Consider the following 19,329-nt stretch of genomic DNA (forward strand, 5'->3'; position numbering starts at 1 on the left):
CGTCCAGATGCGGGAACAACACCTCAAACTTCACGGCGAGTTGGTGGCAGATCGACTCGGAGACGCGCATACCACACCAACGAGCGGAATCGCGGGAAGCAACAGGTTGATTCTCTGCGAGCCCTTACGTATCCGTGTGTGGTAACGGCCAAGCATGCTCGTGAGTGTTACGGAAGTTACGGGACCGCTTTTTGGCTCCGGGCTGGAGGCGGTTTGTTTGGGGCCGACAAGATGGTGTGGGAACTGCTGTGAGCTGCACCGAGTTTCGTAGAGTCTGGTAATCCTGTTTCAGGCGGACTGCAGGGCTTGTTCCTGGCTTCGCCAGAAGTCGCGTTCGTACTCGGCAGGCGGCACGTAGTCAAGCGCGGAGTGGAGGCGCTCTTCGTTGTACCACGTGACCCACTGGAAGATCGCCCGCTCGACCTGGTCAACGTCCCGCCACGGCCCCTGCATTTCGATCAGCTCGGCCTTGAAATTGCCCTTCAGCGCCTCGGCCATCGCGTTATCGTACGAGTCGGCGACGGAGCCGACCGACGCGGAGGCGCCGATGTCGGCGAGCCGGTCGGTGTAGCGAATTGACACATATTGCGAGCCGCGGTCGCTGTGGTGGATGAGGCCGGAGTCCTTCTTGATGCGGCGCCTCCACAGGGCCACCTCCAAGGCGTCCAGGGGAAGTTCAGTGCGCATGTGATTCGCGACCTGCCAGCCGACGATCGTCCTGGAGAACACGTCCAGGACGAACGCCACATACGCCCAGCCGGACCAGGTGCGGAAATACGTCATATCCGCCACCCACAGCTGGTCCGGCCGTGAGGCTGTGAAGTCGCGGTCGACCAGGTCCGGCGGGTGGGGCGCCGACGGTTCCGGCACGGTGGTCCGCCGCCGCTGCCCGCGGATGACGCCCTCCAGGCTCAGCTCGCGCATCAGCCGCTCGACGGTGCAGCGGGCCACATCGATGCCCTTGCGCCGCAGCGCGCGGGTGATCCGCCGGGCCCCATAGGTGCCACCCGACTCGGTGTGGATCTGCTCGATCAGCGGCATGAGCTGCTCGTCCCGGAGCTGGCGCGCGGACTTCGGCCGCTTCTTGCGGGCGTAATAGGCCGACTCGGACCATTCCAGCACCCGGCATACGGGCCCGACCCCGAAGCCGTTCTCCTTCAGGCTGTCGATCACCTGGTCGGCCTCGTCCGTGGACGGTCGAGCTCCTGGGCAAAAAGCGCACTCGCCGCTTTGAGGATGTCGTTCGCCCGCCTCAACTCCGGCTACTTCTTTGCGGAGTTGCCTCAGCTCCTCGCGCTCGGCGGTGGTCAGCCGGTCGTCGCGTTCCCCGGTGTCCGCCTCGGCCTGGCGGAGCCAGCCCCGCAGGGCCTCCTTGTGGATGCCCAGGTCCTTGGCGACGTGCGCGATCGGACGGCCCGTCGTGCGGACCTCGCGGACGGCCCGCTCACGGAGCTCGTCCGGGTATTTACGTGGTGCTGGCACTGTTCGTGGTTCTCCTTCGGGCCAGGATCATAAGCCTGGCTTCAGGGACTCCACGAAACCGAGGTCAGCTCAGATCGACAGATCCATCCCCTGCAGGCTGCCCTGCACCTCCGTCGAGACGCTCGTGTCGTAGGAGTTGCGACCCGCTGCTCTCCTGACCAGCCGACGCCCCAGCCCCCGTACGGCCACGGCAGGGCCACGGTTCGAGTCGCCAGAACCGCCGCGCGGAAACCCGGACCACGCCGCCCTGGTCACGTTCCACCCGCGCGGCGCTCCGGCTCTCGGGTGATGGCGGTCGCGATGCGACCCCGATGTACGGCTCGCGCTCGCGTTCAACATCCGCCATCGAGCCCCTTCACTGCTCCGTTCGCATCGCGAACTTTCCGCGATGTCAGGCGGACGCTAGGACTTCGCTGATTCCAATGTCACTTCCTGAGGGTCGGTGTGGTCGGGGTACGTGGGTTCCACCGCAGCGGCGTGATGCTTGGCTTGCTGGATCCGCTCGTAGACGTGCGCCCGAAGTTCGGCGAAGCGAGGGCTGGACCGGGTGTTCAGCTGGTCGCGTTCGTCCGGGAGATCGATGGCGAGGTCCTCCTGCACCACAGTCGGAGATGCCGACAGGATGATCGTCCGCTGACCGAGGTACACCGCCTCGTCGATGTCATGGGTGACGAACAGTACGGTCACGCCGAGCTCGTGCCACAGGCGCCGGATGAGGTCCTCCAGCTCCGCGCGGGTCTGTGCGTCCACGGCCGCGAACGGCTCGTCCATCAAGAGCACCTGCGGCTCGTAGGCGACGGCGCGGGCGATGGCGACGCGCTGCTGCATGCCCCCGGACAGCTGCCACGGGTACGCCAGACGGGCGTCCGCAAGGCCGACCATCTCGAGTGCGCGGTCGACCATCTCCTCCCGGCGCGGCTTGGGTACTTTCTTCTGGCGCAGTGGCAGAGCCACGTTGTCGTGCACGTTCATCCAGGCGAACAGGCTGCGGCCGTACTCCTGGAAGACCACGGCCATGCCGGGCGGCGGGCCGGTGACCGGTTCACCCTGCAGCTTCACCTGTCCCGAACTCGGCGCAAGCAGCCCTGCCATGCATTTGAGCAGGGTGGTCTTGCCACACCCGGACGGCCCGACGAGGCAGACCAGTTCCCCGGTGCCGATGCTGAAGGTCAGGTCCCGCAGTGCCTCCACGCTGCGGTGACGGGCCGTGTATATCTTCTGCAAGCCTTGTACGTCGAGCATCGACGTCTCCTTCCAAAAGCGACCGGACGGACGGTCATGATGAGCGCTGGGCTCGGCGCAGGCCGTGGTACCAGGCCAGAGCGCGGTTCTCCAGCAGCCGGAAGAGCACCGAGAGGCCGAAGCCGAGCAGACCGAGAAGCAAGACCCCGCTCCACATCTCCGGGATCGCAAAGCTTCGCTGGAACTGCACGATGGTGAAGCCGAGGCCATTGCTGGCCGCGAACATCTCGCTGATGACCATCAGGATGATTCCGATGGAAAGCGCCTGGCGCATGCCGGTGACGATCTGCGGGCTCGCCGAACGGAGCACGAGGTGGCGCAGGCGGGCGGTGCCGCTGATGCCGTAGGACCGGCAGGTGTCGCTCAGCACCTCGTCGACCGCTCGGACGCCCTCGACGGTGTTGAGCAGTACCGGCCATACGCACCCGCTGACGATGACGAGTACCTTCATCATGTCGCCGATGCCGGCGAAGAGCATGATCACCGGTACGAGCACGGGCGGCGGGATCGCCCGGAAGAGTTCCAGGACCGGCTCCAGTACGGCGCGCACGGCCTGCCGTGTGCCGACGAGGGTGCCGAGGGCGACGCCGACGACGACGGCGAGCGAGTAGCCCTGTGCCAGCCGGATGACGCTGGGCAGCACGTCCATGCTCAGGCGCTCGCCGGTCCACACCGTCGTGAAGGCGTTCAGGACATCGGGCACCGGTGGAAAGTAGAAGTTGGCGCTGTCGGCTGTGGAGTACCACCAGGCCGTGAACAGCATCGCCGGGAGCCCCAGGACGAACAGGACACGTCGCGCCACTGCGAGCACAGTCATCGTCAGCGTCCTTCCTTGCGTACGGACGGGTGCCAGGCCAGCGCCCGGCGTTCGACCGACCGGGCCACCAGGTTGATCCCGACTCCGAGAAGGCCGGTGACCAGCACCAGGGCGTAGACCTGAGGCACGGCGCCGGAGGTCTGTGCGACAGCTATCTCGTTGCCCAGACCCGGGGCGCCGATGATCAGTTCGGCGGTGATGGCGAGCACCAGCGCCACGGCGGCGGCGAGGCGTATCCCCGTCATCACGTACGGCAAGGCGGTGGGCCACAGGATGTACCGGATCCTTCTCCAACGGCTCAGGCGGTAGCTGCGGGCCGTTTCGTCCGCGACGGGGTCGAGGTCCTGGACTCCGGCCAGTACCTGGACGAGGACCTGCCAGAAAGAGGCGTACACCACGAGCAGCAGGGTGGACCTCAGGTCGGTCCCGTAGAGGAGGACGGCAACGGGGATCAGGGCGACGGACGGGATCGGCCTCAGGAACTCGATGGTCGAGGCCGTGGCCGCCCGGAGCACCGGGACGGAGCCGATCAGGACTCCGAGCACGACGCCGGCGCAGACAGCGATCGCCAGGCCCAAGGCCCAACCCGTGAGGGTGTCTCCCAGAGCGGCCCAGAACGCGGTGTCGTCGAGCATGCCCCCCAACGCGCCGCCAATGGACGTGGTCGGCGGGAGGAACTCACGCGAGACCAGACCGCTGTACGGCAGCACCTCGAGCAGGACAAGGAAGCCGACCAGGCCGGCCAGCCCCGCCAGCGGCGTCCGGGCCCGGTGGAGGCGCCCGCGACCGGGCGCAGCGCTCGGGCCGCCGGACCGCCGGCGGGCCCGAGCGAAGGCGGAATTAGTTGGTGATGTCATGAGAACAGGGCGTCGAGGTCCGGCTTCTTGCTGAAGATGCCATCCTTCTCGCCCAGCTCAGCGAGAGTCGCCAGAGAGTCCCGATTGATCTTCTCTGGCCAGACCGGCAGAGTCAGCGACTTGCCGAGTGACGGGTCGATCTTGGTGTACGTGCCGAGCACCTTCCGCACCTCATCCGGGTGGCCGGCGGCGTACTTGAGCGACTCGGTCATGGCCGCTTTGAACCGCTTGACGAGGTCGGGGTTCTCCTTGATGAGCTGTTCCGAGGTGAAGTAGGCGGCCACCGTGAGGTCGGGGGCCGTGTCGACGAAGTTCGACGCCACGACACGGGCTCCCTTCGAAACCGCGATGGACAGCGCAGGCTCGACCATCCAGGCAGCGTCGACCGTGCCGTCGTCCAGCGCAGCGGGCATCTGGTCGAAGGGCAGCTCGACGAACTTGATGCGCTTCGCATTGCCACCGGCCTTGCGCACCGACTCGCGCACGGTGGTGTCGCCGATGTTCTTCAGCGTATTGACGGCAACCTTGCGGTCGGCCAGGTCCTTGGCGGACTTGATCGGGCTGTTCTTCTTGACGGCAACGCCGCTGAAGTCGGCTTCGGCCTTGCCCGTCGAGGCGTTACCACTGGCCACTGCCTTGAGCGGGACGCCCTTGCTCCCGGCGATCATGAGGGAGGTGACGTTGCTGAACCCGAACTGGAACTGCCCGCTCACCACGCCGGGCACAATCGCCGCGCCGCCCTGCCCACTCTCGAGAGTCAGGTCGATGCCACGGCTGCTGAAGAAGCCCTTTGCCTTGCCCAAATAGATCGGTGCCACATCGACGATCGGGATGACACCGACCTTGACCTTCGCCATGTCGCTCGGCGGCGACGAGTCGCTTCCCGAGGGACCTGTGGCCCCGCAGCCAGCCAGGACGAGGACAGTCGCGGTAGCCACGGCAAGCCCGACAAGTGGTCGGCGCATAACGCCTCCTGAGTGTGACGGTCGACGGGGTCGACGGAGAGGTACACGATGGTTCATGTAGTGAACTTAAGTCCATCAGATGAACGAAACGAACCGTATGACCCCACGACTGACACGTCAATGGGCCTGACTGGAAAAGTGTGCATCGTGCGAACTGAAGTTCACAATAGAGAGACATTGACAGCTCCGGAGGTTCGGCATCACACTCGGGCGCTAAACGAACAGAAGTTCACTGAGCGAACTCACGCCGTGCGTCGCTCCACTGGCGACGAGCCCGTCTACGACACCGAAGGCCTCTGACCACTCCCATGGCACTCAGATCCCCGGCGACACACCCTCGGCGCCCCCACATCTGTCCGCCCGGCGGACCCGCGACAGCACCCACCGCACCCGTAGCCGAGACCGGCACTCCGGCGGCACTCCAGCAGCTCGGTTGTGAGGTCCGCGACCACCGGACGGCAGCTGCCATGGCACGCGCGCCGCTGACGACGGGATGACAGACGGGTACCAGCTTCACCCGTCGTTTTTTCCTGTCCGGCATGACCGCGGTCTCCGCCGCGTCCCTCGTGGCCTGCTCGGAGACGACGGAGAGGCCCAAGGCGTGGTCGAGGGCGGGAACCTCAGAGGACTTGGAGCATGGGACGGTGGCCGTCGGGGTCATGCCCTTCGTCGACTGCGCCCCCTTTCATCTGGCGGTGCGCGACGGGCTCTTCAAGGTTCCATTCCCCGACATGGCAGGCGCCCTGAGGGAAGGCCACGTCGACGCGGCAGTCATGGTCGATCCGTTCATCACCGAGGCGCAGCGCGCCCTGAGGGTCGAACAACTGGGGGACGCCACGAGCGGGCCCACGGAGAACCTGCCGATCGCGGGTTATGCCTCCAGTGCCTCATGGGTCGCACGCAATCCGGCCACAGCTGCAGCATTCACCCGAGCCATGAAGCGGGCGCAGCAGACGCGCGCCGATCGGGCCGTGGTCGCCGCGATCCTGCCGACGTACACGCAGATCGACAAGCGGACGGCTTGGTTCGTGAACGTCGGCGCCTTCCCCGCTTCCGTCAACCCGATCCGGATCCAGCGGGTCGCCGACCTGATGCGGCGCTTCAGCGTTCTCAGGAGCAGATTCGACGTGACCGTGATGATCGGCTGAGCGAGAAACCACGCTCAGGATGAGGCCGACGGACAAGACGAGCGCGAGGACTGGCGCCGCGACCCACGTCACCCGCCACGGCAGGCCCGCGAAAATCTCCATCGAGGCCGACCTCGCCCATGCGTTGGAGGTTGGAGGCAGAGCGGGACCTGACCGCCCGCCACTTCGCCTCCTACCGACTCAAGGTCGATCCAGCCAGGCCTCGCCGCGACGTCGACTAGCGGATGACGTCGACGAGCGGATAAGGAAGGTCGCGGATGGACGTTCGCCTCTCTCGAATGCGAAACGGGCCAGGTGGGTTTCGACATGACCACACTGGCGGTTCGGTGCGGCGAGTGGCTGCCCCGGCCGTGCGCACCGAACTACGGGGAGTTCTGTGGCGGTGAAGATTGTCCTCGGCAACTCCCCCTGCCCGCGGCGCCCGCCGCGGGCAGGGGCGGTGACCCCACGCCGATGACCTCCTCGTCCACCAGAATCCCCTGGTCGGCGGCATTGACAGCCCGTGGAGGGCGGCGCAGACTGAAGCAATCATTATGAAAAAAAGTTCACTAAGCGAACTAGACACCGCTCCCCGCTGCGTCGGCGACTCACTCCCCATGAGATCCATGAACACGACACTCTGCCGGGGTCACACGACCTTCGCGTTGCCACCCACGGCGGCCGCGGTTGCCGGAACCCGCCGCGCCGTGCTGGACACCCTCATCGAGTGGGGTCTCCCCGAGGAGAGGGAACTGGCATACACGCTCGGCCTCATCGCATCCGAGCTGATCACCAACGCCGTCACACACGCCGGCACGCTCACTCCGAGCATCTTCGTCTTCCTCGAGGTCGATGATGACGGAACGCTCGAGCTCGGTATACGCGACAACCACAACACCTGTCCGCAGCCGCAGGCATCGTCCCCTGATGCCACCGGGGGCCGCGGTACGGCCATAGTCGACGCACTGCTCACCGAACTGGGTGGGCATCTGGCAACGGAACAGCACCCGAGCGGCAAGACCGTCTGGGCCCGCCTGCCGGGCTTGCTCGCCTGACCGGTTCCCATCCCTGTGGCCGCTCCCGGGAACGGCATGCCAAAGTGGGCCCTGGATCGGCCCGATGCCGACCCAGGCCCCCGCCGTACGGTTACCTGCGCAGGAGCAGGACCAGCCCGGCGACCAGCAACCCCAGCACCACCGCTGCGATGCCGAACACCAGACGGTGCGTGCGCAAGCCCGGCACGAAACGGTCCAGCGCGCAGCGGCCCGGGCCGGTGAGAGCAAGAGCCGCAGCGGCGGTGATGAGCAGCAGCTCGTACTCCATACCCTTCGGGACGAAGAAGCCACCGCCCCACTTGACCGCGAGCGCGTTCACCATGGTGCCGACCACGGCCGCGGCTGCCAGTGGGGTGAGCAGTCCGGCGGCGAGGCCGATGCCGCCCAGGGTCTCACTGAGGCCGGCCACGGCGGCCATCACCTTGCCCGACGGGTAACCGCTCATGGTGAAGAACTGGCCGGTCCCCGCCAGGCCACCGCCGCCGAACCAGCCGAACAGCTTCTGGCAGCCATGGGCGGCCATGGCCAGCCCGAGGGTCAGACGGAGCAGCAGCAGGCCCGCGTCATACGCATGCACCGTGGCGGCATACCTGGGCACGGCGGCACGGTCGTCGGAGGACGCTGTGAGTGTTGCAGCAGAATGGGGCATGACGAGGTGGTCTCCAATCATCCTGGGACAGGGCACGGGTGCGGCTGCCGCGTGTGATTCCGGTCGGGCCGATCTGGATGGACCGCTGGCCATGCCCATCCAGAAACTATTGATCACGCTCCGCTGGGCGCGCCCAGCTCGTTCCCGGCCGCCAGCAGCGAACGGCCAGTGGCTCGCGGGCAGTCGGTACCCCCGTGCCGGGGCTCACGCCTCGTGCTGGATCTGTGAGATGGGCAGACCCACATAGTTCTCGGCCAGCTCCGCGGCGGCGTGCCGGGAGGCGGCCACGCGGTCGAGCTGGGCGAGCTGCAACCGGGTCTCGAACGGGGGCTGTTCGGGGTCGGTGTGCAGGGTCGTGGTCATGAAGTACGAGAAGTGCTCGGCCCGCCACACCCGGCGAAGGCAGGTGTCGGAGTATGCGTCGAGCAGGTCGCTGGAAGCGGTTTCCTTCAGCTGAGCGAACGCCCGGGCGAGGACCACGACGTCGGCGACGGCCAGATTGAGGCCTTTGGCGCCGGTGGGCGGGACGATGTGGGCCGCGTCCCCGGCGAGCAGAATCCGGCCGAAGCGCATCGGCTCGGTGACGGAACTGCGCATGGGCAGCACCGACTTGTCGGTGATCGGACCGCGCTCCAGCTTCCAGTCCCCGTCGATGGCGAACCGCGCGTCGAGTTCGTCCCAGATGCGCTCGTCGGACCAGTCGGCCGGGTCCGTGCCGTTGGGGACCTGCAGGTAGAGGCGGCTGACGGTGGTGGATCGCATGCTGTGCAGGGCGAAACCGCGCGGCGAGTGCGCGTAGATCAGCTCGTCGCAGGACGGCGGCACATCGGCGAGGATGCCGAGCCAAGTACGGGTAAATCCGCTCGTAGTCCCTCCGGGAGACGGCCGGGATCGCGGTCCGCGTCACGCCGTGGAAGCCGTCGCAACCGACCACGTAGTCGCAGGTGAGGACCTGGTCGCGGCCCTGGTGGGTGAAGCGGACGAGGGGAAGGTCGGTGTCCGCGCCTTCGACGGCCGTCACCTGGGCCTCGAAACGCAGCGGCGTGCTCTCCCGCTCGTGGAGGGCTATCAGGTCCTTGACGACCTCCGTTTGCGCGTAGACCCACACCCGTCGGCCGCCGGTGAGGGAGGGGAAAGTCCACGCGGTGGGAACGGCGGTCGAAGCGCAGTTCGATGCCGTCGTGCACGAGACCTTCGCGTTCCAGCCGCTCCCCCGCGCCGCAGGCGCGAAGCGCGTCGACGGTCCCCTGCTCCAGGATGCCCGCACGCTGACGGTGCTCGACGTAGTTGCGGTCCCGACTCTCCAGGATCACGCAGTCGATGCCGGAGCGGCGCAGCAGGCAGCCGAGCAGCAGCCCGGCCGGGCCGCCACCGATGATGCCGACGGTGGTGTGCATCAGTGTTCTTCCTCCTCGAGCGTGCGCTGGGCGACAGCGAACGCGGTGTTGGCTGCGGGGACTCCGCAGTAGACGGCGGTCTGCAGCAGGGCAGCCGCGATCTCCTCCGGACTCAGGCCGTTGTTGACGGCGGCGCGGACGTGCATGGCCAGCTCATCGTGGTGGCCGCGGGCGACCAGCGCGGTGAGGGTGATCAGGCTGCGTTCGCGGCGGGAGAGTGTCGGGTCGGTCCAGATCTCGCCCCAGGCGTAGTCGGTGATGAAGTCCTGGAAGCGTGCGGTGAAGGTGGTGGTCCGCTGCTGGGCGTCGTCGACATGGGCGTCGCCGAGCACCTCGCGGCGCACCGCCATGCCGGCGGCGTGCCGGGTGTCGTGGTCGGCGGGGACCGCGTCGGCACCGAGGTGGACCAGGAGGGCGGCGGTGACAGGTGCGGGACGCTCCACTCCGGCAAGGTGAGCGGCGCCGCCCACCTCGAGCAGGCCGGCACCGGGGATGCGGTCGGCCAGGAGGCGGGCGTGCTCGGGCGGGGTCGCCGGATCCTCCCGCCCGGCGACGATCAGCGTGGGCGCAGTGATGCGGTGCAGCTGGTTCACCAGGTCGTATGCGGCGAGCGCGTCGCAGCAGGCGGCGTAGCCGGTGTTGTCGGCGCTGCGCAGGTCAGCGCGGAGCTGCGCAACGGCCGGGGAGCCGCTGCTCGCGTAGGCGCCGGTGAACCAGACGGTCGGGACGACGGCTTCGGTGCCGTTGGCCCGGACCAGCGTGGCACGTTCGTGCCAGTATTCGGGCTCGCCGAAGCGCGCGGACGAGCAGATCATCGCCAGCGAAGCGATCCGCTCGGGATGGTGCACCGCGAGCCAGGCGCCGACGGCTCCGCCCAGGGAGATCCCTGCATAGGCGAACCGGTCGAGCCCCAGGTGGTCGGCGAGGGCGAGTACCGGTGCTACGAGGTCGGCGACGGTGGTCGCGCCGGGCTCGGTACTGGGCAGGACGTTGGCGGGGGTGCCGCCGTGGCCGGGCAGGTCGTAGCGGATGACCCGATGGGCGCGCGCGAGCTCCGGGACCTGGGGGTCCCAGACGGCGAGCGAGGTGCCGACCGACGGGCCGAGCAGCAGCGGAGGCGCGCCGGGCGGCCCGTCGATGCGGTGGTGGAGGAGCGGAGCGGTCATGGTGACGGATCGGCTTTCAGGGGACGGTTCAGGCCGCGGTCGGTGAGCGCGGCGGCGGAGCCCGTATATGCGGCGGGGTCGGCGAGGTCGCGGAGCCGCTCTTCGCCGATGCGGCCCTTCAGGGCGGGGTCGTCTGCGAGCACGTCGGCGAGCCGCAGGCCGTCCTCGGCGGCCCGGCGGGCGGCGTCGGTGAGCAGCCGCCGGGCCTCGCCGCGGCCGATCAGGGCAGTGAGGGCCGCGGCGAGACGTTCAGAGATGACAAGCCCGCCGGTGGCATCGAGGTTGGCGCGCATCCTCTCCGGCCGGACGCACAGCCCAGCGGCGAGCTCTGCGGCGGCCCGTGCGGCGCCGCCGACCAGGCGCAGCGCCTCGCGCAGCGGCTGCCACTCGGCGTGCCAGGCCCCGGCGGGCCGTTCGTCCTCGGCAGCCATGGAGGCATACAACACACAGGTGAGCGAGGGAAGTTGGCGGGCGGCGGAGGCGATCAACGCGGAGCGTACCGGGTTTGCCTTGTGCGGCATGGCCGATGATCCTCCGCCCGTGCCCTCGGCGACTTCGGCGATCTCGGTGCGGGAGAGCACCAGCACGTCGGCGGCGAGCTTGCCGAGCGCACCCGCAGTGAATGCCAGCGCGGCGGCGAGGTCGGCGATCGGGGCGCGCAGCGTGTGCCAGGGCAGACGCGGTTGGGCGAGCCCGGTTTCGACGGCGTAGGCCTCGAGCAGCCGCAGGCCGATCCCGCTGCTGTCCAGCCCGTCGGCTTCGGCGTAGGCGTGGAACGCTGCAAGCGTGCCTGCCGCACCGCCGAGTTGGGCGGGGAGGCTGTCCCGTGCCGCGGACAGCCGGTCGTGGGAGTCGAGGAGGAGGCTGTGCCAGCCGGCCGCCTTGAGCCCGAAGGTGGTGGGGACGGCGTGCTGCGTGAGAGTACGCCCAGCCATCGGCGTGCCACGGTGTGCCGCGGCGAGTCCGGCGAGCGCTGCCGCCGTGTGCTCGAGGTCGCCCAGGACCGGCCCGAGGGTACGCCGGGCGACCAGCATGGTCGCCGTGTCGAGGATGTCCTGGCTCGTGGCTCCCCGGTGCACGAAGGGCGCCGCCTGCGGGTCCTGGGTCGTAACGGCCGCGGTCAGATCGGCGACCAGGGGAATCACCGGGTTGCCGCTCAAGCGGGCGCGCAGTGCGAGGTCGCGTGCGTCGAAGCCCCCGGCCCGCGCGGCCGAGGTCACCACCTCGGCCGCCGAGGCCGAGGCGAGACCGACGACGGCTTGGGCGCGCGTCAGCGCGGCCTCCGCGTCGAGCATGGCCTGGAGGAAGGCCGCATCACCGGTGGCCTCTTCGGCGCCCGAACCGACGCGGACCGGGGAGAGCAGGCCGAAATCAGCTGCGGAATCAGGCTGGTTGTCAGGCGAAGTCAAGGAAGACCGTCTCCTCGTGCGTGTCGGCCCCCTGCAGGTGGATGTCGAAGCGCAGCTGCCGTTCGTCCTCCGGGGCGGCGATGAGCGTGGTGCGCCGCCTCGGCTCGAGAGCGGACAGCAGCGGGTCGTTCGGGGCGTCGGCGAGGTAGGCGCGGGTGAACAGGTGGTGCAGCAGGCCGCGGGCGAAGACGCACACCGACAGGTAGGGCGCTCCTCCCGGCGGCAGCGTGCGGAGGGTGTAGTGCCCGTCGGCGTCGGTGGGAACGCGGCCGAAGCCGGTGAAGTCCGCCCCGTGGCGGCCTATCACGGCGCCGGTGACCGGATCGCGGCGCAGCGTGCCGGGGGCGCCGGTGCGTGAGCCGTCCGGGGCGGGCTGCCAGAACTCCAGCAGCGCGTCGGGGACCGGGTTGCTCGCGCCGTCGTAGACCCGCCCGTGCAGAGTGATCGCGTCCGGCCCGGCGGGGGCGATGTCGGCCCCGCCGGTGAATGGCAGCGCGTAGCCGAAGAACGGGCCGACGGTCTGCGAGGCGGTGGGGGGCAGCGCGGAGGCGCGGCGTGCGGCGCCTCCGGCGAAGGTGGTGGTGGGAGCAGGACGGGACATCAGCGGCCCTCCTCGATCCAGGTGGCGGCGGGGCCGTCCAGGACGATGTCCCAGCGGTAGCCCAGTGACCACTCCGGTACCGACAGGGCATGGTCGTAATCGGCGACCAGTCGTTGCCGGGCGGCCTCGTCGGTGACCGACTGGAGGATCGGGTCGTAGAGGAACAGTGGATCACCGGGAAAGTACATCTGCGTCACGAGCCTTTGGGTGAACGCCGTACCGAAGAAGGAGAAGTGGATGTGCGCCGGGCGCCAGGCGCCTGTGTGGTTGCGCCACGGGTAGGCGCCAGGCTTGATCGTCGTGAAGTGGTAGCGGCCCTCGTCGTCGGTCAGGCAGCGGCCTGCGCCGGTGAAGTTGGGGTCCAGCGGAGCGGGGTGCTGGTCGCGCTGGTGGGCATAGCGGCCGGACGCGTTGGCCTGCCAGATCTCCACCAGCTGGCCGCGTACCGGTCGTCCGTCCCGGTCCAGGACCCGGCCGGTGACGGTGATCCGCTCGCCCAGTGGTTCCCCGTTGTACCGGCGCGTCAGGTCGGAGTCGAGCTCGGTGATGTCGGTGATGCCGAAGACCGGTCCCGTAAGCTCCACCGCTTCCGGGTCGTTCAAGGTCACCAGCGGCTGCTTGGGATGGCGCAGGAGGCTGCTGCGGTAGGGCGGGTAGCCGCGGGACGGCTGGTGCTGCGCAGGCGCGCCGTCAGCGCGGCGCTTGACGTACGCCGCGCGCGCGTCGGCGATCTCGGCGCTGATCTGCTCCTGCGTCTCGGCGGCCGCTGGCCTGGCTGGGATGGTCACGGCGATCTACCTTTCCAGTACGAGGGCGAGGCCCTGGCCGACGCCGATGCACAGCGCTGCCATGCCCGTTCCGGAGCCCTTGGCGGCGAGCTGGTGGGCGACCGCGCCGGTGATGCGGGCGCCCGAGGCGCCGAGCGGGTGCCCGATCGCAACAGCGCCGCCGCGCGGGTTGAGGACGTCCGGATCGAGTTCGGGCCATTCGGCGAGGCAGCCGAGTGCCTGGGCGGCGAACGCTTCGTTGAGTTCGAAGACATCGAGGTCGATGAAGCCGCGGCCGGCCCTGGCGAGCGCGCGCTGCGCGGCCTCGACCGGGCCGAGGCCGAAGTACTGCGGCTGGATGCCGGTGACGGCCGAGGCGCGGACACGGGCGAGCGGCTCGCGGCCGGTGGCCTTCAGCCCCTCCTCGTCGACGAGAAGCAGGGCGGCGGCGCCGTCGTTGAGCGGGGAGGAGTTGCCCGCGGTGACCGTCCCACCCTTGCGGAAGACCGGCTTGAGTTCGGCAAGCGCCTCCATCGACGTACTGTCGCGGACGCACTCGTCCCGGATGAGTTCCGCGCCCTCGTAATGCACCACCTCGGCGTCGTAGGCGCCCTCCTTCCAGGCGCGGGCCGCCTTCTGGTGACTGGCGAGGGCGAAGGCGTCCTGCCGCTCGCGGGTGATGTGGTGCTTTTCGGCGATGAGCTCGGCGCCCTCACCGAGGCTCACGGTCCACGCGCCGGGCATCGCCGGGTTGACCATGCGCCAGCCGAGAGTCGTCGAGTACAGCTCCTGGTGGCCGGCCGGAAAGGCCTTCTCCGGTTTGCGCAGGACCCACGGCGCCCTGCTCATCGACTCCACGCCGCCCGCCAATGCGATGGACGCGCTGCCGACGGCGATGGCGCGAGCCGCCTGGATGACAGCTTCCAGGCCGGAGCCGCAGAGCCGGTTGACGGTGGTGCCGGGTACCGTCACCGGCAGCCCCGCCAGCAGCACGGCCATCCGGGCAACGTCACGGTTCTCCTCACCGGCGCCGTTGGCGTTGCCGAAGAAGACGTCGTCGATCCGCGCCGGATCCAGCTGCGGGGTACGCGCCGCGAGGGACCGTACGACATGGGCCGCCAGGTCGTCGGGGCGCACACCCGACAGTGCACCGCCGTACTTGCCGATCGGGGTGCGTACCGCGTCCACCACGTATACGTCGCGCAGCGTCGTCATCGTCTTCCTTCAAGGGATCTGGTCAAGCGGTCTTGAGAACGGGCAGGGCTGTCAGTTCGTCCTCGGTGGGCAGGGCTGTCGTGCCGACGGCGCCGGATCTCCGGCTGCCCGCCCGTGGTGGCGCGCACCTGCCCGGCCGTGGCGCAGGATGGAGCTTGCGGTGAGGACGAGTTCGGCGGTGGGGCCCCGGCCACGCAGACCGAACCGCAGGGCCGCCCGGCCCGGAGCCGTGGCCGGCGGTGGTGGTGAGGATGCGGGTCAGGCCAAACTGCAGGTTGCACGGCCGGCCGACCCCTGGATGTCGGCGGGGAAGCCCGGGAGCGACGGTGTCGCGGTCGTGAATCAGGTCCGCGACAGTGCCGCGCAGGGAGCGGATAGAAGCCATGTCTCTCGTCGGTATCGTCGGTGTCGTCGGTGTCGTCGGTGTTCGCGATCAGGCGGTTCGCCTTGCGAACTCTAATTCATTATCATGGGACTGCAAGCTTGCTCTGGACATAAGGCCTTGTCAATGCCGGATTACCGATAGGTTCCGGTGAGATCCCGGACGGTGGGGAGCTCCTGATGACCACGACCGACACGCTGACGCCGCCGCAGGAGGCGGTACGCCCGCTGATCCGCGGACTCACTGTGCTCCGCGCCCTGGCCGCGGCCGGCGGGCGGCGCAGCGTCGGGGATCTGGTGCGCGACGCCGCTCTGGCCCGCTCGACCGTCGACCGGTCGCTCAGCACGCTGCAGCGGATGGGCTATCTACGGCTGGAAGGCCGGGATGCGGTACTCACCCCACGGCTGATGGAGGTCGGGAACGCCTACCTCGCCGCCTGCCGCCTGCCCGGCCTGCTCGGATCGTCGGCCGACCGGCTCGCCGACCGCCTGGACGAGTCGGTGTCGCTGGCCGTACCGGACGGGGACGGGGTGCGCTTCGTCCATCAGGTGCACCGGCGCCGCGCCATGTCGATCGCCTTCCGGATCGGCGACCTGCTCCCGGCCGAACGCTGCGCGCCCGGAGCGCTCTTCGCCGCGGACTGGGAAGCAAACGACTGGGACCGCTGGGAGCGGCGACGGGCTTCCGACCCGGAAGACACCCTCTTCCCAGTCGTACCGCCCGGCGACGGAAGCGCGGCCGCGTCTTTCGCCGACCGTACGGCCGCCGCCCGCGAGCGCGGCTGGTCACTGGACGACCAGCTCATCGAACCCGGACTGGTAGCCATCGCCGCACCGGTACGGGACGCCGACGGCCGAACGGTGTGCTCGGTGAGTGTGGTCAGCCACACCAGCCGGCACAGCCCGCAGTCGCTGCGCGAGGCAGTGCTGCCGCCGCTGCGCGAGACCGTCGGCGCGATGGAGGATGCCCTGCAACTACCGGTGCCCCCCGCCGGTCCCGCCGACGACGCAGCCGGCGCCGCCGCCTGGACTCGCGCCTCCAAGCAGGAACTCGGCCCGGAGTTCGTGGAGTCGCTCGCTCGCGGGCTCGCGGTACTGAGCGCCTTCACCGAGGGGCGCGAGGCGCTGCCACTCACCGCCGTCGCCGAGGCGACCGGCCTCGCCCGGGCCACCGCCCGCCGCGCCTTGATCACCTTGCAGCACCTCGGCTACATGACCTCGCACGACGGGCTGTTCAGCCCGACCCCGCGCGTGCTCGAGCTGGGCTTCCCGCAGCTGTCCAGGCTGACACTTCCCGAGATCGCCGAGCCGCACCTGGCCGAGCTGGTGGCCCGGGTGCACGACTCGGCGTCCATGGCCGTCCTGGACGGGGACGACATCCTCTACGTGGCACGGGTACCGACGGTCCGGATCATGAGCGTCGACGTCGCGCTCGGCTCCCGGTTCCCGGCGTACGCCACCTCCCTGGGCCGCGTCCTGCTCGCGGACCTGACCCCGGCCGAGCGGACCGCCCGGCTCGAGCGCGCCAGCCCCAAGCCGATCACCCGGCACACCATCACCGATCCACGCGAGCTGGCCGACGTACTCGACCGGGTCGACCGGGAGGGGCACGCACTGGTGGACGAGGAGCTGGAGGAGGGTCTGCGCTCCATCGCCGTGCCGGTGCACGACCGGACGGGGCGCGTGATCGCCGCCGTCAACGTCGCGCTTCACGCGGGGCGATACCCCGCCGAGCAGTCGCTCCGGGAACTGCTGCCGCATCTGCGGGAGGCGGCAGCAGCTGTTGAGGCGGACCTGCGGGTGGCTGGACGTTTCGCGCGGATTCGGAACGCATAACGACCTTCTGGGCACGCCCTCAGACGGCGGGTACACGGGTGAAGCGGCTGGCGATACGCAGATGGGCCTCAATGCGTTGCCGTGTACGGAGTTCCTGCAGAACGCACCGAGGCACTGTTCCGACTCGACGAAGTCCCGGCCGAGCTCCTGCTCGGAGACGGCGGACCACGCGGCGAGCCCTGAAGCCGGGACCGGCTCGGCGGGAGACGTCTGCCGCAGTTCGCCGGGACACCGACTCGTCGACTTCCTCGGCGAGCCGGTCGGTGAACGGGCCCAGCAGGCCGGGCAGGCGGAGGGCGGCCAGACAGGCGTTGCCCAGCTCCATGAGGCGGGGGGCGAGCTCGGCGTCGTGGTCGTCGAGCCGGACGTAGCCCATACGCGCCAGGGTGGCGGCGACCCGGTCGAGCATGGAGCGGGCGAGACCGGTGGCACGGACGAGTTCGCTGAGGCTCATATGGCCGCCGGCCTCACTGAGTTCGCGCAGCACAGAGATTCCGCGCATCAATGGGCTCACGGCCTCGGGCGGCCCGGCAGGCGTGGTCTCGGCCAGGGGCATGGATGACATCAGCTCTCCGGGTAGGGCCTTGGGCAACCGTAATCAGTGCCGCTGAGTGGTGATCGGGGGCCGGGGCGTGTGCCATTCGTGCGGTACCCGGCGTTGACATGCACGCCAGGCCTGGGCGACACTTGACACATAAGTGAACTTCAATTCACCTAGCGAACGATCTTCTGTTGAGTTTCGCCGTGTGCGACAAAGGACCCTCCATGGACAAGGTCAAACAGACCGCCGCCGAAGCGGTCGGTGACATATCCGATCATGCGTCACTCGCCGTGGGCGGCTTCGGCCTGAGCGGTGTGCCCCATGTATTGATCGAGGCGGTGTACGCGCACGGTGCCAGCGGCCTGAGCGTGGTCTCCAACAACTGCGGGGTGGACGGCAGAGGACTGGGCATTCTGCTCGCGGCGGGCCGGATCGCCCGGGTCACCGGTTCGTACATCGGTGACAACAAGGAGTTCGCCCGCCAGTACCTTGGCGGTGAGCTGGAGGTCGAGCTCGTGCCGCAGGGCACGCTCGCCGAGCGACTGCGGGCCGGGGGCTGCGGCATTCCCGCCTTCTACACCCCGGCCGGGGTGGGAACCCAGGTCGCCGACGGCGGACTGCCCCGGCGCTACGCCCCCGACGGATCGGCGGCGCTCGTCTCCCCGGCGAAGGAGATCCGTACGTTCGGCGGGCGTGATCACGTCCTGGAACACAGCGTCACCACGGACTTCGCGCTGGTGCGGGCTGCGAGGGGCGACCGGCACGGCAACCTCGTCTTCAACAAGGCCGCCCGCAACTTCAATCCGCTGGCCGCGATGGCTGGGCGGGTGACGATCGCCGAAGTGGAGGAGCTGGTCGAGCCGGGCGAGCTCGATCCGGATGCGATCCACGTACCCGGCGTCTTCGTCCAGCGCTTGATCGTCCTCACGCGTGAACAGTCCCTCGACAAGGGCATCGAACGGCGCACCATTTCCGCACCTGACGAACGAGGGACGGTACGAGACCGATGAGTTGGACCCGCGACGAAATGGCCGCCCGCGCCGCCGCCGAGCTGGCCGACGGCTCCTATGTCAATCTCGGGATCGGGCTGCCGACGCGCGTACCCAACTTCCTTCCCCAAGAGGTGAATGTGGTGCTGCACTCCGAGAACGGCATCCTCGGCGTAGGACCGTACCCTTTGGCGGACCGAGTCGACCCCGACCTGATCAACGCAGGCAAGGAAACCGTCAGCGTCCTGCCCGGCGCCGCGTTCTTCGATTCCGCCCTCTCGTTCGGAATGATCCGCGGGGGCCACATCGACGTCGCGATCCTCGGCGCCATGCAGGTGTCCGCGACCGGCGACCTGGCAAACTGGTCCATCCCCGGAAAGATGATCAAGGGCATGGGCGGGGCCATGGACCTGGTCCACGGCGCCCGCCGGGTGATCGTCCTGACGGACCACACCTCCAAGGACGGCTCTCCGAAGCTCGTCGAGGAATGCACTCTGCCGCTGACCGGCAGAGCGTGTGTGCACCGGGTCATCACCGACCTTGGCGTGCTGGACGTGACAGGCGACGGCCTGGTCCTCGTCGAGACCGCGCCCGGAGTCACCCCCGACGAGGTACTGGAGCGGACAGGGGCATCCGTCCGTGTCCCCTCCGCTCCCGAACCGCACGGGGGGCAATCATGACCGAACTGTCCGTCCGTGCGCGCCTCGGGAGTTGAAGCAGGTGTTGTCGCGGGCGGCCGACGAGGGCGTCGCGCCCGACGGCTCTGGTGAACCTCCCGGCCGCGGAGCCCGCCTTGGGGAGGGGGCCGCCGCGGCCCGGGACTCACCGTCGTC

Annotated in this window: 16 protein-coding genes and 3 pseudogenes; 5 read left to right on the plus strand and 14 right to left on the minus strand. The window is 69.1% G+C overall.

Translation table 11 applies throughout. The annotated features are described in order from the left end of the window. Positions 1 to 288 precede the first annotated feature (288 nt). The 5 genes from ACTWP8_RS22895 to ACTWP8_RS22915 all read right to left on the minus strand — a co-directional run bounded on the left by ACTWP8_RS22895 (position 289) and on the right by ACTWP8_RS22915 (position 5,363). Entirely contained in the window at positions 289 to 1,482 is a 1,194-nt protein-coding gene (locus ACTWP8_RS22895) for an IS3 family transposase (RefSeq protein ID WP_443324027.1), read from the minus strand. Positions 1,483 to 1,884: 402 nt separating this feature from the next. After that, positions 1,885 to 2,724 (minus strand): ABC transporter ATP-binding protein, encoded by an 840-nt coding sequence (locus ACTWP8_RS22900; RefSeq protein WP_443324028.1) that lies wholly within the window; start codon positions 2,722 to 2,724, stop codon positions 1,885 to 1,887. A 34-nt stretch (positions 2,725 to 2,758) separates the two neighbouring features. Beyond that, positions 2,759 to 3,541 carry an ABC transporter permease gene (locus ACTWP8_RS22905; RefSeq protein ID WP_443324029.1) on the minus strand — a complete coding sequence of 261 codons (783 nt, stop codon included), beginning with the start codon at positions 3,539 to 3,541 and terminating at the stop codon, positions 2,759 to 2,761. A gap of 2 nt (positions 3,542 to 3,543) precedes the next feature. Then, a complete protein-coding gene (locus tag ACTWP8_RS22910; protein WP_443324030.1) occupies positions 3,544 to 4,398 on the minus strand; it encodes an ABC transporter permease in 855 nt (284 codons plus the stop codon). Beyond that, entirely contained in the window at positions 4,395 to 5,363 is a 969-nt protein-coding gene (locus ACTWP8_RS22915) for an ABC transporter substrate-binding protein (protein WP_443324031.1), read from the minus strand. Before ACTWP8_RS22915 ends, ACTWP8_RS22910 begins: the two co-directional genes overlap by 4 nt. A 644-nt stretch (positions 5,364 to 6,007) precedes the next feature. Between ACTWP8_RS22915 and ACTWP8_RS22920 the strand changes: the two genes are divergently transcribed. Next, positions 6,008 to 6,511 carry an ABC transporter substrate-binding protein gene (locus tag ACTWP8_RS22920; protein ID WP_443324032.1) on the plus strand — a complete coding sequence of 168 codons (504 nt, stop codon included), beginning with the start codon at positions 6,008 to 6,010 and terminating at the stop codon, positions 6,509 to 6,511. Between the two features lie 15 nt (positions 6,512 to 6,526). Here the strand turns inward: ACTWP8_RS22920 and ACTWP8_RS22925 are convergent. Next, positions 6,527 to 6,613, minus strand: a pseudogene (locus ACTWP8_RS22925) (DUF5326 family protein); the annotation flags it as partial. 503 nt (positions 6,614 to 7,116) lie between these two features. On the opposite strand from ACTWP8_RS22925, the gene ACTWP8_RS22930 reads away from it, so the two are divergent. Next, positions 7,117 to 7,545: an ATP-binding protein gene (locus ACTWP8_RS22930; RefSeq protein ID WP_443324033.1), complete on the plus strand. Its 429-nt coding sequence runs from the start codon at positions 7,117 to 7,119 to the stop codon at positions 7,543 to 7,545. A 91-nt stretch (positions 7,546 to 7,636) separates the two neighbouring features. Here the strand turns inward: ACTWP8_RS22930 and ACTWP8_RS22935 are convergent, their stop codons facing one another. From ACTWP8_RS22935 to ACTWP8_RS22965, 7 genes and pseudogenes are all read right to left on the minus strand, one after another. Beyond that, positions 7,637 to 8,194 (minus strand): DoxX family protein, encoded by a 558-nt coding sequence (locus ACTWP8_RS22935; protein WP_443324034.1) that lies wholly within the window; start codon positions 8,192 to 8,194, stop codon positions 7,637 to 7,639. Positions 8,195 to 8,398: 204 nt separating this feature from the next. Next, positions 8,399 to 9,591: pseudogene (locus ACTWP8_RS22940) on the minus strand (4-hydroxybenzoate 3-monooxygenase). Next, complete coding sequence (gene pcaDC / locus ACTWP8_RS22945) at positions 9,591 to 10,757, minus strand: bifunctional 3-oxoadipate enol-lactonase/4-carboxymuconolactone decarboxylase PcaDC (RefSeq protein ID WP_443324035.1); 1,167 nt, start codon at positions 10,755 to 10,757, stop codon at positions 9,591 to 9,593. Before pcaDC ends, ACTWP8_RS22940 begins: the two are co-directional and overlap by 1 nt. After that, positions 10,754 to 12,166, minus strand: a complete 1,413-nt coding sequence (gene pcaB, locus ACTWP8_RS22950; RefSeq protein ID WP_443324036.1) for a 3-carboxy-cis,cis-muconate cycloisomerase — start codon at positions 12,164 to 12,166, stop codon at positions 10,754 to 10,756. Before pcaB ends, pcaDC begins: the two co-directional genes overlap by 4 nt. After that, on the minus strand, positions 12,153 to 12,767 hold the full coding sequence (gene pcaG, locus ACTWP8_RS22955) for a protocatechuate 3,4-dioxygenase subunit alpha (RefSeq protein ID WP_443324037.1): 615 nt from the start codon (positions 12,765 to 12,767) through the stop codon (positions 12,153 to 12,155). The genes pcaB and pcaG overlap by 14 nt, the downstream gene beginning before the upstream one ends. Then, positions 12,767 to 13,549: a protocatechuate 3,4-dioxygenase subunit beta gene (gene pcaH / locus ACTWP8_RS22960; protein ID WP_443324157.1), complete on the minus strand. Its 783-nt coding sequence runs from the start codon at positions 13,547 to 13,549 to the stop codon at positions 12,767 to 12,769. The genes pcaG and pcaH overlap by 1 nt, the downstream gene beginning before the upstream one ends. Before the next feature lie 12 nt (positions 13,550 to 13,561). After that, on the minus strand, positions 13,562 to 14,749 hold the full coding sequence (locus ACTWP8_RS22965) for a thiolase family protein (RefSeq protein WP_443324038.1): 1,188 nt from the start codon (positions 14,747 to 14,749) through the stop codon (positions 13,562 to 13,564). A gap of 561 nt (positions 14,750 to 15,310) precedes the next feature. Between ACTWP8_RS22965 and ACTWP8_RS22970 the strand changes: the two genes are divergently transcribed. Next, entirely contained in the window at positions 15,311 to 16,966 is a 1,656-nt protein-coding gene (locus ACTWP8_RS22970; protein WP_443324039.1) for an IclR family transcriptional regulator domain-containing protein, read from the plus strand. Positions 16,967 to 17,192: 226 nt separating this feature from the next. On the opposite strand, the pseudogene ACTWP8_RS22975 reads toward ACTWP8_RS22970, so the two are convergent. Continuing rightward, positions 17,193 to 17,522: pseudogene (locus ACTWP8_RS22975) on the minus strand (helix-turn-helix domain-containing protein); the annotation flags it as partial. 209 nt (positions 17,523 to 17,731) lie between these two features. On the opposite strand from ACTWP8_RS22975, the gene ACTWP8_RS22980 reads away from it, so the two are divergent. Both ACTWP8_RS22980 and ACTWP8_RS22985 read left to right on the plus strand, forming a co-directional pair. Then, positions 17,732 to 18,517: a CoA transferase subunit A gene (locus ACTWP8_RS22980; RefSeq protein ID WP_443324040.1), complete on the plus strand. Its 786-nt coding sequence runs from the start codon at positions 17,732 to 17,734 to the stop codon at positions 18,515 to 18,517. Further along, positions 18,514 to 19,176, plus strand: a complete 663-nt coding sequence (locus ACTWP8_RS22985) for a 3-oxoacid CoA-transferase subunit B (protein ID WP_443324041.1) — start codon at positions 18,514 to 18,516, stop codon at positions 19,174 to 19,176. The genes ACTWP8_RS22980 and ACTWP8_RS22985 overlap by 4 nt, the downstream gene beginning before the upstream one ends. The last annotated feature ends 153 nt before the right edge of the window (positions 19,177 to 19,329 follow it).

Source organism: Streptomyces sp. 7N604 (genome assembly GCF_052245475.1).
Lineage (GTDB): Bacteria > Actinomycetota > Actinomycetes > Streptomycetales > Streptomycetaceae > Streptomyces.